This is a genomic window from Streptomyces sp. UC4497 (assembly GCF_054871485.1).
The window spans coordinates 227,235-239,991 of sequence record NZ_JBTYHB010000011.1 but is presented as its reverse complement, the minus strand read 5'-3'; the positions used below and the strand labels follow the sequence as shown (position 1 = coordinate 239,991).

Sequence of the window (12,757 nt, the reverse complement as noted above, 5' to 3'; positions counted from 1 at the left end):
GAGATAAGTACGGGCCGTTCGCGACCCGTGACGCGCGGCGGCCGGGGTCTCTCCTGTGGGGGGTGGCGACCTCGGCCGTCCCGCATTTCCGGGCCCGTTCGCCGGTGCCGCTACCCGCCCCTCTCCTGGGGGGAGTTGACCACGGCCCGCGCCGGCCACCCCGTCCACCGCCTGCCCGGGCGCCAGTCGTCGCGCCTGCGGGGCGCCGCGGCGAGCGCCCCCGCGTCGCGGGCCTCGCGGTACGCGGCGAGCGCCCGCAGCTCGCCGTCCGCGCCCGGGGACGGGCCGCCGCCCCGCACGGCATCGCCGAGCAGCGCGCCGACCGAGGACCGGTCGGCGGCGCGGCCCGCACCGTCGGCTTCGCCGTCGGGTTCGACCGGCGGCGAGGGATTCGCAGTCATCTCGCCTCCCCCAGCGTGCGCGCCCCGCGATCCGTCACACCGGACGCCCTCCCGCCCCGCCGCCTCCGAACTGCCGGGCGAGCCGCCTCAGCCCCCGGTACGCCGCCGTGCGCACGGCTCCGGGCCGCTTGCCGAGGACGCGGGCGGCGGCGGGCGCGTCGAGCCCGACGACGACCCGCAGCAGCACGGCCTCGCGCTGATCGCGCGGCAGCAGGTCGAGCAGCGCGAGCGCGCTCTCGGTGGAGAGTGCCTCCAGGGCCTGCTCCGCGGTGTCGTGCCCGCCGGGCAGCTCCAGCACGTCCTGTTCGAGCACGGACTGCCTCGGCCGCACCTTCTGCCGCCGCAGCAGATCGAGCGCACGGTGCCGCGCGATGGTCGCGGTCCACCCCCGGAACCCGGCCCCGTCGCCACGGAACCGCCCCAGGTCCCGGGCTATCTCCAGCCACGCGTCGGAGGCGACGTCCTCCGCCTCGTCGCCCACGAGCCCGCGCAGATAGCCGAGCAGCCCCGGCTGTACGAGCCGGTAGGCGACGGCGAAGGCGGCCTCGTCACCCTCCTGGGCCCGCGCGACGGCCGCGCCCAGCTCCCCGTCGTGCGCCTGCGCACGACGGGGTTCCCCTCCCTGGCCCAAGCGCTTTCCTCTTCGCACGTCTCCACAGAAGGCGGACGCGCCCGCGCCCACCGCCCCTTGACGGGATCAGCGCCGCCCTCCACAGAAACGTCACAGATGGCCCGGCGCCCGTACCGCGCACTCAGGCCGAGAACATCGACCCGTCGTCGGCGAACTCGACGATCTCCGCGGCCGCGGGCCGCCGCACCGTCATCGGCTTCCCGTACTCGGAGAACCTCAGGTCGACCGACATGTCCTTGTCGTTCCCCTTGAGGGCCCGCAGATACGGCTTCCCGTCGGCGTCCACGTACGCGACACCCTGGTCGTCGTCGGTCGCCGACGGCGCGAGCGGAATCACCCGCCGGCCCTCGCGCCGCACCGGCGCGAGCTGCCGCGTCCCCTTCCAGTCGTCCTCGCCCGACCCGATCAGCCGCGTGATGCTGCACCCGTCGGCCAGGCCCTTGGCCCCCTTCGCGGGCGCCTTCACGTACTTCCCCCGCATCTGCTCGATCCGGTCCCGCATCCGGGCGGAGACGGTGCCGCTCCGGCTGTCCGCCATGCCTTGCAGTTCGGCGAGCGCGGATTCGCTGAACCTCATGTACGCCTCGGGCCCCTTGCCCGCGAGGACGACGAGCGTGCCCCGGTTGCCGACGCCGCCGTCGAAGCTCCCGGAACAGCTCCCCGCGTGGTCGATCCGCACGTCCATGCGCACACGTTGCTGCCCCTTGCGCACATCGGCGGCCATCCGCACGGACCTGGTCTCGTGCATCAGCCCGGTCGACGTCGTCAGCAACCGCTCCGCACGCGTCATCCGCACGACCTCCGGCGGCTCGATCCCCTCGAGGTCGCCCGCGAGCCACGTCGCCCGGGACTCCTCCCGCGGCGCCTGCCGGTCCTCCGGAACGGCCCGCTGCACGGCCCCCGCCCCGAGAAGCCCGGCGACGAGGACTCCTGTCACCACGCGCCGTACGATCACGCGCCGCACATCCGGCGCCGGCTTCTCGTCCTCGGTCACGGTTCGCACCCCTTGGTCCACTGATGGGCGACCGCGACTCCGGCACACCCCGCTCAGCTCCAGCGGACCGACTCACATGACCGTCACAGGTTTCCCCCATGTCGCTTCTCACACGACGAACTCGGGTGCCCCGTACAACCTTTGCCGTGACTCATCGGTCGCCCCGAAACCCCTCCCGCACCGAATCCCGCACAGTGACCTGCGCCACAAACGCACAACCCGTGACGCTTTTCGGCAGTCGTTCGCTGGATAGAGCATCTACCCGCGTGTCACGCGGGGTCCATGTGAACTTCATCAAGGGGTGGGGCAATTGAGCCCGCGACATTCGCGAGAAGACGCGGCCGGCGCGCGCAGATCGCACGCGTACAAGCCGCTGAGTCTCAAGCGGAGAGCGTGGATCACGATGGGGGCGGTCGTGGTCGGCGGGGCCGGAGTCGTGTCGTACGCGATGGCCGATCCGAGCACGGAGGCGGCCCCGGCCGCCGCGTACCGGGCCGCCGCCGTGCACACGTTGAGCCTGGAGACGAAGGCGGACCGGAAGGTCGTTCCGCAGAAGTCGACGAAGCCGTTCAACGCCGTGTCGGTGACGTGGAAGGACACGAAGGACGAGCTCGACGGAACGGCTCAATTCCGGGCGCGCAACGCCGAGTCGGGCACCTGGGGTGCCTGGACCACCCTGCCCGAGGAGACCAACGACGCGGACGGCGCCGAGCGCGAGGGCACCGACATCCGCGGCGGCACCACGTCGGTGTCCACGGCCGCCGCGTCGAACGGCGTCGAGGTGCGCGTCGTCGACGCCGACGGCAAGGCGTCCGGCCTGCCGTCCGGGATGGACGTCAAGCTGATCGACCCGGGCACGGGAACCCGCAAGGGCGCCACCGAGCCCGCCGCGTTCACCTCCGACGAGACGCCGCCCGAGGCCCGCCCCTCGACCGTCGTGAAGCCGACGATCATCCCCCAGTCCGTGTGGGGCCCCGGCCTCCCGCACGACGGAACCCCCACGTACGACACGGAGATCAAGGCCGCCGTCGTGCACCACACCGGCGTCGACTCGGACAACCAGATTCCCTGCGCGCAGAGCGCCCAGCGGCTGCGCGAGATCCAGCAGGACCACGTCGCCAAGGGCTATTACGACCTCGGCTACAACTTCGTGGTCGACCGCTGCGGCCAGATCTTCGAGGGCCGCACCGGCGGCATGGACCTGCCGGTGCACGGCGCCCACGACTACGGCTTCAACACCGACACCGTCGGCATCTCGTACATCGGCAACTTCGAGAAGGTGAAGCCGACCAGGGCCGCGCTCGACTCCATCGCCCGCGTCGTCGCCTGGAAGTTCGGCCAGTACGGCATCAAGGCGACCGACAAGGTGACCCTGACGTCCAACGGTGACCTCGGCACCGACGGCAACAAGGTCCCCCTCGACTCCACCATCACCCTGCCCCGCGTCTTCGGCCACAAGGACACCAACACCACCTTGTGCCCCGGCGCGAACCTGTACCCGAAGCTGGGCCGCATCGCGACGCTCGCCGCCACCCCCGGCGTCTCGCACGCCCTGGCGAGCCAGAACGTCGTCGGTGACGCCACCGACGACATCGTCGCCGGACTGCCCAAGGGGGCGAGCGGCGGCCAGATCGCCCTCGTGCCCGGCAGCGTCTCAGGACCCACGACGACCGGCAAGAAGCTGATCTCGCAGTCCACCGGCGACGTCCCCGGCGCGGGCGAGAGCGGCGACGAGTTCGGCGCCTCCACCGCCACCGGCGACATCAACGGCGACGGCCACACGGACATCGTCGTCGGCCAGCCCGGCGAGGACGACGCCACGCACTCCAACCGCGGCGCGTACACGATCCTGAACGGCCCGGACTTCACCACCGGCACCGGCGTCAACATCGACGGCAGCTACGAGCTGACCAACGCCAGGTTCGGCTCGGCGGTGGCCGTCGGCGACTTCAACGCGGACGGCAAGGCCGACGTGTTCGCCGCCTCCACCGGCACCGGCGGCACCTGGAGCGCCCGCTACGGCGACGGCTGGGACACCGACTCCACGATCACCACCACCGAGGACAACCTGTCCTACGAGGACGCCGCCTCCGGCGACTTCAACCAGGACGGCTACGCGGACGTCGCGCTGAACTACCGCGACGGCGCCGGCCTCGGCAAGGTCGTCTGGTACAAGGGCGGTTCGGGCGGCCTGCGCAAGGCCGCCACGCTGACCGTCAAGGGCGGCCGCTCCATCGGCGCCGGCGACATCAACGGCGACGGCATCGACGACATCGCGATCGGCCAGCCCTACACCGCCGAGTCCGGCGCGGCCGCGGGCGGCCAGGTCACCTTCGTCAAGGGCTCGCTGCCCACGTCCACGACCGCGGGCGGACTGACCGCCACGGGCGCCAAGACGGTCCACCAGGACACCTCGGGCGTCCCCGGCGCCGCCGAGTCCGGCGACGCGATGGGCGCCTCGATCGCGGTGGGCGACTACAACCTCGACGGCTACGCGGACGTGCTCGCGGGCGCCCCGAACGAGGACATCACCCGCACCTCGAACCGCTCCAACGCGGGCAACTCGATCCTGCTGAAGGGCACGTCGACCGGCATCACCGGCACCGGCGCGCTCTCCGTCACGCAGGACACCGCCGGCGTCCCCGGCTCCACCGAGTCGAACGACAACCTCGGCTCGGCGGTCGCCCTGACCGACCTCTCCGGCTACGGCCGCACCGACCTGGTGCTCGGCACGGCGGGCGAGAACACGGGCGAGGGCAACCTGACGTACGTACCGAGCAACTCCAGCGGTCTGGGCCTGACCTCGACCAAGACCTTCACGAGGACCACGCTCGGCACCTCGGCGACCGCACGCATCGGCACCAACCTGGCGCCGTAGAAAGCGAGTTGTACCGATGAGGGCCGTGGGGGCCGTCCAGCCCCCACGGCCCTCATCTTTCACGGCCCTCTTCTTTACGCGGTCAGCGGCGTCAGCCGCGCCCCCGCGCACGCCGCGAAACGGCCGCCCGCAGCACCCTGCGCCCCTCCGTCGAGACGACCAGGGCCTGCCGCAGCCCGCCCGCGCCACCGCCCGCGAGCAGTTCCAGGATCTGGGTCTGGCGGCGCAGTTCGGCCGCGACCAGCGGCGACATCCCCTCGGTGCGACCCTCGCGGCGCGCGCTCACGCCGGCCGCCCGATCCTCCGTCACATCGAGCATCCGGTGCACCTGGAGCGCCGCCACCGAGCAGGCGTCCGCCCACTCCCGCCACGCCACGGCCACCGCCCGCTCCGGCGCCGCCCCGAGCATCCGCCGCACCAGCTCCGCGGCCTCGCCCTCGCCCGCGGCGCCGCTCAGCTCGTCGCGCGCCGAAGCGAGCCGCTCTCCCCAGTCCGCGCCGTCCTCCGCGAGGCTCGCCCACAGCGGACGCAGCACGTCCTCCTCGGGGTCGCCGGGCCCGCCGACGCCGAGCAGCGGCACACACCGGTCGAGGCAGCCGAGCCCACTCGTGGCAAGGCCGCGTTCATCGGCCTGCGCGATCAGTTCCACCAGGCTCATGGATGTAACGCTCCTCCGGACGCGGACCCAGCAATTCCCCTTGACGCCTACGTCTCCCACTGCGTCCGCACAGCACGGAACGTCACAGTCCCTGTACGCCGAGCCTGTCGAGGAAGCGGAAGAACAGCTCCTCGGCCGAGGGCTGGGCAGCCGCGCGCAGCACCTCGTCGAGCGGCTCCAGCGGCACCTCGCGGCCGCACTCACCGGCCCAGCCGACGGCCCGCTCGGCGGCGTCGCCCGGCGGCAGGAAGTAGTCCTCCAGGGCGCGTTCGTCCCCGCCGATGTACCCGGTCATCGCGGCGCGCCCCAGGCACGCCGTCCACGCCCCGCTCTCCGGACCTGCCGCCTCGACGACCGCGCAGGCGGAGTCCATGACGTACGCGAACAGGGCGGGCGCCCCGGTCTCCGCCGCCAGCGCGTTCATGCTGCCCACGTCCCGCGCCTGCTCGCCGCCGCCCGGGCACTCCCACACCTGCCAGCCGTCGGCCCGCTCCTCCAGGAGCGTCAGCTCCTCGCGCACGCCGCCCAGGGCCTCGCACTTGTCCAGCGGCTGACCGCTTCTGGCGACCACGTAGTAGCCCCAGTAACCCATGTCCGTTCCCCCCGTCCCGGTGTACGCCACAAACGTCGTACCTGCGGCCGAATAGACCACAGGGGAACGGGACTTCGCCACCAGAACGGCGGATCGGAGCCGTCAGCCGTCCAGCTTGTCGGCCAGGGCGACGAACTTCGGCCAGCTGAGCTCGGGCTTGCGCGGGTCCCACAGCTTCTGCACGGTCGCCCGCAGCGGCATCCGGACGCCGTTCGCGACCTGCGCCGGCGTCTGCGCCCCGGAGATGTCGCACCACACGGCGAAGGAGCCGCCCAGGATCTGGTCGTCGTACTTCGCGGGCACCGGGCTCGTCCCGCGCACGACGCGCGGCGTCCAGCTCTTGTAGATCCGCTCACCGGTCGGATAGACGAACGTGTTGGGCTGGCCGAGGACGTAGTACAGGTACTCGTCGTTGTAGTTCGTGAGCTTGCGGCCCTCGTCCAGATACTCGAGCGGCTCGCGCGCCCCGATCTCCTTGCCGGTCCAGTACGCGACCTCGATGCCCTTGTGCGCGTCGACGACCCCGCCCTTGTAGAAGCCGTCGTTCCAGGCCTTCAGGTTCCGGTCGTAGGGGGCCATGGTCTTCGCCCGGTCGTTGAGCCAGCCCTGCGCGAGGTCCTGGACCTTGGCGTTCGCCCCGTACTTCTTCCGCGCCGCGGCGGCGAGCTGCGGGTAGGAGGCCTCGGGGTTCTCGCTCATCAGCGCCCGGTACTCGTCGGCGCCCAGATGCCAGTACGCGCCCTTGAACAGCTTCGCGTACTCCTTCAGCAGATCGTCGACGATCTTCGCGGCGCCCGGCTTCGAGATGTCGACGGCGCCGCGCGCCGCCACCCCGCTCGCGTCGCGCAGCTGGAGGTCCGGGTGCGCGGCGATCACCGCGCCCAGGTGTCCCGGCGAGTCGATCTCCGGCACGACCGTGATGTGCCGCTGGGCGGCGAGCTTCAGGATGTCCCGAACCTGCGCCTTGCTGAGGTGCTCCTTGGACACGACCTCCGGATGCGAGTCGGACTCGATGCGGAAGGACTGGTCGTCGGAGAAGTGCAGACCTAGCTGGTTGTACTTGAGGTCCCCGATGTCCCGGATCCGGTCCTTGATCCAGTCGGCCGTGAAGTGCTTGCGCGCGATGTCGAGGTTGAACCCGCGCTGCGCCTTGGCGGGCTCGTCGGCGGTGACGCCCTCCGGCGCCTTCGCACCGTCGTGCACCTGCTGCTTGAGGGTGCGCGTCCCGTAGTAGACGCCGGTGTCGCTCGGCCCGGTAATCCGCACGGTCCCGCCGCGCACGGTCATCCGGTACGACTCCGGGTTCGCCCCGCTCTTCCCGCCGAGCGCCAGCTCGACGTCACCGGACCCGGCGTCCCCGCCCCCGGCGTACTTCAGATCCAGTTCCTCCGCGAGGAGCCGCCCCTCGTCGGCCAGTTCGCCGTCCTTCACGACGACCTTGCCGCCGTCCGGCTTCCAGCCGGGCCCGTGCGCCGGCGTGAAGTCGCGCACCTCGGGGATCGTGTGCACGGGCTTCGACAGCGGATACGAACGGGTGGGCGAGGGCGTCGCGGAGGTCGCCGACTTCCCGTCCGACGGAGACCCGCCACCGTCCGAGCACCCCACGGCCGTGACCAGAACGACCCCGGTGGCAACGGCCACCAGAGCCTGCCGCTCCTTCTTCACGAACACCTCGCTGAACCCCGTTCGGACGGACACGTACGCCGCCGACGGTAACGGTGGACCTCCAGGGGCGGGGGTACGGACAGGCGCATCGCGTCCACCCACCGGTCCCAAACCCTCCCGTCCGAGTGAAATTCGTGCATCCGCCGGACACTCACGGCCAGGAATCACTACCGTTACAGCACATCCACAACTCCCGTCCGCCGGAGCCCGCCCTGCGCCCCCTTCACCTCCCCGGCCGTCTGCCGATACCGGCCCAGCCCACGGCCCCCGGGGGCCTCGCCCGCTTCAACGCACTGTCTCCGGAAGCCGCCGCGCAGCTTCTGCACACGTGCTGCCGCAGCCACGCGTGGGCGCGCCGCGTCGCCGCCCACCGCCCGTACCCGAACCTCGACGCGCTGCTCGCCGCGGCGGACGAGGCGGTGTACGACCTCGCCCCCGCCGACATCACCGAGGCCCTGACCGGCGAGGACCTCGCGCTGCCGCCGGACCCCGCGCTGTACTCGGGGCGCTCGGGCTACTCGGCGTACGCGGCGGCGAACACCGCGCTGGTCGCGGCCCACAGCGCGTACCAGACCCGCTTCGGCCACCCCTTCGTGATCTGCCTGGACGACATCGCACCCGGTGAGGCCCTCGATCACCTGCTCGCGGGCCTGCGCACCCGGCTCGGCAACGACCCGGTGCACGAGCGTGAACTGGCCGCCGAGGAGCTGCGCCGACTCGCCCGGGGCCGCGTCGCCCGCCTCGCCCATCGGGAAACCGGCCGGGAAACCGGCATCAATAGCCCGTACGTGCCTGTTTGATTGCCTGTTTGATCACACATAAGGCCCCCGTGCGAGTGTCCCGACAACTCGTCGATACGATGACGAGCGGCCGGTGGACCGTACCCGGCCGGGCCCGCCCGACACTGAAGCCGGCGCGGCTCTAGTCCCCGCTCCCGGAGGGTTCTTCCGTGCCGGCTGGAACGCTGTACCGCGGCCGGGAAGGCATGTGGTCGTGGGTGGCTCATCGAGTCACCGGTGTCCTCATTTTCTTCTTCCTGTTCGTGCACGTCCTGGACACCGCTCTCGTCCGCGTCTCGCCCGAGGCGTACGACGATGTCGTTGGTACCTATAAGACGCCGATCGTCGCGCTGCTGGAATACGGCCTCGTCGCCGCGATTCTCTTCCACGCGCTCAACGGCCTGCGTGTCATCGCCGTCGACTTCTGGTCGAAGGGCCCGCGCTACCAGAAGCAGATGCTCTGGACCGTCATGGGCATCTGGATCGTCCTGATGGTCGGGGCTCTCTACCCCGTCCTCGGCCACGCCGTCCGCGCACTCTTCGGGAGCTGAGGCCAGACATGTCTGCTGACACCACCCCCGCCAAGTCCGGCGTCGGTCCCGTCGAGGGCGTCTCGCTCTACGACGTCGACAACCCGGCTCCGTACATCGAGCCCCCGCGCAAGCGCACCTCGAAGACCCCGCGTTCGACGCGCGGCAACTTCGAGATGGCCGCATGGCTGTTCATGCGCCTGTCCGGTGTCGTTCTCGTCGTCCTGGTCCTCGGCCACCTGCTGATCCAGCTCGTCCTCGACGGCGGCGTCTCCAAGATCGGCTTCGCGTTCGTCGCGGGCCGCTGGGCGTCCCCGTTCTGGCAGGGCTGGGACCTGCTGATGCTGTGGCTCGCGATGCTGCACGGCGCCAACGGCCTGCGTACCGTCATCAACGACTACGCCGAGCGCCCCCAGACCCGTATGTGGCTGAAGGGCCTGCTGTACGCCGCGACGGTCTTCACCGTCCTGCTGGGCACGCTGGTGATCTTCACCTTCGACCCCAACATCCGTTAAGCCGAGGCGAGAAACCGTGAAGATTCACAAGTACGACACCGTCATCGTCGGCGCCGGCGGCGCCGGCATGCGCGCGGCCATCGAGTCGACCAAGCGCAGCCGCACCGCCGTGCTGACCAAGCTCTACCCCACCCGCTCCCACACGGGCGCCGCGCAGGGCGGCATGGCCGCCGCGCTGGCCAACGTGGAGGAGGACAACTGGGAGTGGCACACCTTCGACACGATCAAGGGCGGCGACTACCTGGTCGACCAGGACGCCGCCGAGATCCTGGCGAAGGAGGCCATCGACTCGGTCCTCGACCTCGAGAAGATGGGCCTGCCGTTCAACCGCACCCCGAACGGCACGATCGACCAGCGCCGCTTCGGCGGTCACTCCCGTAACCACGGCGAGGCGCCGGTCCGCCGGTCCTGCTACGCCGCGGACCGCACGGGCCACATGATCCTTCAGACGCTGTACCAGAACTGCGTGAAGGAGGGCGTGGAGTTCTTCAACGAGTTCTACGTCCTGGACCAGCTGATCGTCGAGGAAGACGGCGTCAAGAAGTCCGCCGGTGTGGTCGCCTACGAGCTGGCCACCGGCGAGATCCACGTCTTCCAGGCGAAGTCGGTCATCTACGCGTCCGGCGGCACCGGCAAGTTCTTCAAGGTGACGTCCAACGCGCACACCCTGACCGGCGACGGCCAGGCCGCCTGCTACCGGCGCGGGATCCCGCTGGAGGACATGGAGTTCTTCCAGTTCCACCCGACCGGCATCTGGCGCATGGGCATCCTTCTTACGGAAGGCGCCCGTGGTGAGGGCGGCATCCTCCGTAACAAGGACGGCGAGCGCTTCATGGAGAAGTACGCGCCGGTCATGAAGGACCTCGCGTCCCGTGACGTCGTGTCCCGCTCCATCTACACGGAGATCCGTGAGGGCCGCGGCTGCGGTCCCGAGGGCGACCACGTCTACCTCGACCTCACGCACCTCCCGCCGGAGCAGCTCGACGCGAAGCTCCCGGACATCACCGAGTTCGCGCGCACGTACCTCGGCATCGAGCCCTACACGGACCCGATCCCGATCCAGCCGACCGCGCACTACGCCATGGGCGGCATCCCGACGAACGTCGAGGGTGAGGTCCTCGCGGACAACACCACCGTCGTCCCGGGCCTGTACGCCGCCGGTGAGGTCGCCTGCGTCTCCGTGCACGGCGCCAACCGTCTCGGCACCAACTCGCTGCTCGACATCAACGTCTTCGGGCGTCGTGCGGGCATCGCGGCCGCCGAGTACGCGCACAAGACCGAGTTCGTCGAGCTGCCGGAGAACCCGTCGACGTTCGTCGAGGAGCGCATCGAGATGCTGCGCGACTCCACGGGCACCGAGCGCGTCTCGGTGATCCGTAACGAGCTTCAGGAGTGCATGGACGCCAACGTGATGGTGTTCCGCACCGAGCAGACGATCAAGACGGCCGTCGAGAAGATCGCCGAGCTGCGCGCGCGGTACAAGAACATCTCGGTCCAGGACAAGGGCAAGCGGTTCAACACCGACCTCCTTGAGGCCATCGAGCTGGGCAACCTGCTCGACCTGGCCGAGGTCATGGCGACCTCCGCCCTGGCCCGCAAGGAGTCCCGCGGCGGTCACTACCGCGAGGACTTCCCCACTCGAGACGACGTCAACTTCATGCGCCACACCATGGCGTACCGCGAGGTCGGCGACGACGGCTCCGAGTCCATCCGTCTCGACTACAAGCCGGTCGTCCAGACCCGCTACCAGCCGATGGAGCGTAAGTACTGATGGCTACTCCGACGATGGAGAAGACCGCGGCTCCGGAGCCCGGCTTCGCCGACACCCCGAACATCACGATCACGCTGCGCGTGCGCCGGTTCAACTCCGAGGTCTCCGACGAGGCCAGCTGGCAGGACTTCCAGCTGGAGATGGACCCCAAGGAGCGCGTGCTCGACGCCCTGCACAAGATCAAGTGGGAGCAGGACGGCACGCTGACGTTCCGTCGCTCCTGCGCGCACGGCATCTGCGGGTCCGACGCGATGCGGATCAACGGCAAGAACCGTCTGGCCTGCAAGACGCTTCTCAAGGACATCAACCCGGAGAAGCCCATCACGGTCGAGGCCATCAAGGGCCTCACGGTCCTCAAGGACCTCGTGGTGGACATGGACCCGTTCTTCCAGGCGTACCGCGACGTCATGCCGTTCCTCGTCACCAAGGGCAACGAGCCGACGCGTGAGCGCTACCAGTCCGACGAGGACCGGGCCCGCTTCGACGACACCACCAAGTGCATCCTGTGCGCCGCGTGCACGTCGTCCTGCCCGGTGTTCTGGAACGACGGCCAGTACTTCGGTCCTGCCGCCATCGTGAACGCCCACCGCTTCATCTTCGACTCGCGTGACGAGGCCGGGGAGCAGCGCCTGGAGATCCTCAACGACCGTGACGGTGTGTGGCGTTGCCGCACGACCTTCAACTGCACGGACGCCTGCCCGCGTGGCATCGAGGTCACCAAGGCGATCCAGGAAGTGAAGCGGGCGTTGATCACGCGCCGCTTCTGACCTTCCCGGCTTTCGCCGCAGGGCTTCGAAGGCCCCGTTCCCGGATTCGTTCCGGGAGCGGGGCCTTCGCCGTTTTTGCCCGGTTGCTCGCTAATCTGCCGCTATGTCACAAGAGCTGGAAATCCTCGGGTTCGACAACGCCCTGTTCCCCGTCGGCGATCTGGCCGAGGCCGTCGCCTTCTACGAGCGCGTCGGATTCCCCGTGAAGTTCCGCATCGACGAGGCCGGGATCGCGCTGCTCGCGGCCGGCAAGGAAACGCCCGGCGTGCTGCTGCGGGCCGAGGAGGGGTTCGGCCACCGGCCGCCCGCCTGGCCCGCCGCACGGCTGTGGCTGGAGGTGCCGGACGCCCGCGCGACGGCCGACGCGCTGCGCGCCGCCGACATCGAGCTGCTCGACGCCCCCTTCTCCACCTCCACCGGGTACGTCGTGGAGTTCGCCGACCCGTGGGGCAACGTCATCGGCTTCACGGACTACCTCAAAAGGCCCGAACTCGCGCGGAGTTGAAGCCTCCGTTTGAGGCTCCCGTCACGTACGACAACTCTCGCTTGAACATGTTCAAAAACAGGTCTACCTTC

General features: G+C 70.2%; 12 protein-coding genes and 1 pseudogene. 7 read left to right on the top strand and 6 right to left on the bottom strand.

All coding sequences use genetic code 11. The annotated features are described in order from the left end of the window. Positions 1–110: 110 nt before the first annotated feature. The 3 genes and pseudogenes from ACYSUO_RS18275 to ACYSUO_RS18265 form a co-directional block, all read right to left on the bottom strand. Complete coding sequence (locus ACYSUO_RS18275) at positions 111–401, bottom strand: hypothetical protein (RefSeq protein WP_461777175.1); 291 nt, start codon at positions 399–401, stop codon at positions 111–113. Beyond that, a pseudogene (locus ACYSUO_RS18270) lies at positions 398–1,032 on the bottom strand (RNA polymerase sigma factor). Before ACYSUO_RS18270 ends, ACYSUO_RS18275 begins: the two are co-directional and overlap by 4 nt. 121 nt (positions 1,033–1,153) lie before the next feature. Then, positions 1,154–2,026 carry a hypothetical protein gene (locus ACYSUO_RS18265; RefSeq protein ID WP_461777174.1) on the bottom strand — a complete coding sequence of 291 codons (873 nt, stop codon included), beginning with the start codon at positions 2,024–2,026 and terminating at the stop codon, positions 1,154–1,156. 403 nt (positions 2,027–2,429) lie between these two features. Here ACYSUO_RS18265 and ACYSUO_RS18260 point away from each other — a divergent pair, with 403 nt between their 5' ends. Beyond that, positions 2,430–4,904 carry an FG-GAP-like repeat-containing protein gene (locus ACYSUO_RS18260; RefSeq protein ID WP_461777173.1) on the top strand — a complete coding sequence of 825 codons (2,475 nt, stop codon included), beginning with the start codon at positions 2,430–2,432 and terminating at the stop codon, positions 4,902–4,904. Between the two features lie 91 nt (positions 4,905–4,995). Here ACYSUO_RS18260 and ACYSUO_RS18255 read toward each other — a convergent pair whose 3' ends face one another. The 3 genes from ACYSUO_RS18255 to ACYSUO_RS18245 form a co-directional block, all read right to left on the bottom strand. Further along, positions 4,996–5,562 carry a hypothetical protein gene (locus ACYSUO_RS18255; protein ID WP_461777172.1) on the bottom strand — a complete coding sequence of 189 codons (567 nt, stop codon included), beginning with the start codon at positions 5,560–5,562 and terminating at the stop codon, positions 4,996–4,998. A gap of 82 nt (positions 5,563–5,644) precedes the next feature. Further along, positions 5,645–6,154 carry a hypothetical protein gene (locus tag ACYSUO_RS18250; RefSeq protein ID WP_461777171.1) on the bottom strand — a complete coding sequence of 170 codons (510 nt, stop codon included), beginning with the start codon at positions 6,152–6,154 and terminating at the stop codon, positions 5,645–5,647. A 102-nt stretch (positions 6,155–6,256) separates the two neighbouring features. Further along, positions 6,257–7,852, bottom strand: coding sequence for a beta-N-acetylhexosaminidase (locus ACYSUO_RS18245; protein ID WP_461777170.1), 1,596 nt, complete (start codon positions 7,850–7,852; stop codon positions 6,257–6,259). 92 nt (positions 7,853–7,944) lie between these two features. Between ACYSUO_RS18245 and ACYSUO_RS18240 the strand changes: the two genes are divergently transcribed. From ACYSUO_RS18240 to ACYSUO_RS18215, 6 genes are all read left to right on the top strand, one after another. After that, entirely contained in the window at positions 7,945–8,619 is a 675-nt protein-coding gene (locus tag ACYSUO_RS18240) for a 2-oxo-4-hydroxy-4-carboxy-5-ureidoimidazoline decarboxylase (RefSeq protein WP_461777169.1), read from the top strand. A gap of 149 nt (positions 8,620–8,768) precedes the next feature. After that, positions 8,769–9,149 carry a succinate dehydrogenase, cytochrome b556 subunit gene (sdhC, locus tag ACYSUO_RS18235; RefSeq protein ID WP_266713332.1) on the top strand — a complete coding sequence of 127 codons (381 nt, stop codon included), beginning with the start codon at positions 8,769–8,771 and terminating at the stop codon, positions 9,147–9,149. Positions 9,150–9,157: 8 nt separating this feature from the next. After that, on the top strand, positions 9,158–9,643 hold the full coding sequence (locus ACYSUO_RS18230) for a succinate dehydrogenase hydrophobic membrane anchor subunit (RefSeq protein ID WP_422409130.1): 486 nt from the start codon (positions 9,158–9,160) through the stop codon (positions 9,641–9,643). A gap of 16 nt (positions 9,644–9,659) precedes the next feature. Then, entirely contained in the window at positions 9,660–11,414 is a 1,755-nt protein-coding gene (gene sdhA, locus ACYSUO_RS18225) for a succinate dehydrogenase flavoprotein subunit (RefSeq protein WP_425830353.1), read from the top strand. After that, positions 11,414–12,181: a succinate dehydrogenase iron-sulfur subunit gene (locus ACYSUO_RS18220; RefSeq protein WP_426901699.1), complete on the top strand. Its 768-nt coding sequence runs from the start codon at positions 11,414–11,416 to the stop codon at positions 12,179–12,181. The genes sdhA and ACYSUO_RS18220 overlap by 1 nt, the downstream gene beginning before the upstream one ends. 103 nt (positions 12,182–12,284) lie before the next feature. Beyond that, entirely contained in the window at positions 12,285–12,686 is a 402-nt protein-coding gene (locus tag ACYSUO_RS18215) for a VOC family protein (RefSeq protein ID WP_461777168.1), read from the top strand. The last annotated feature ends 71 nt before the right edge of the window (positions 12,687–12,757 follow it).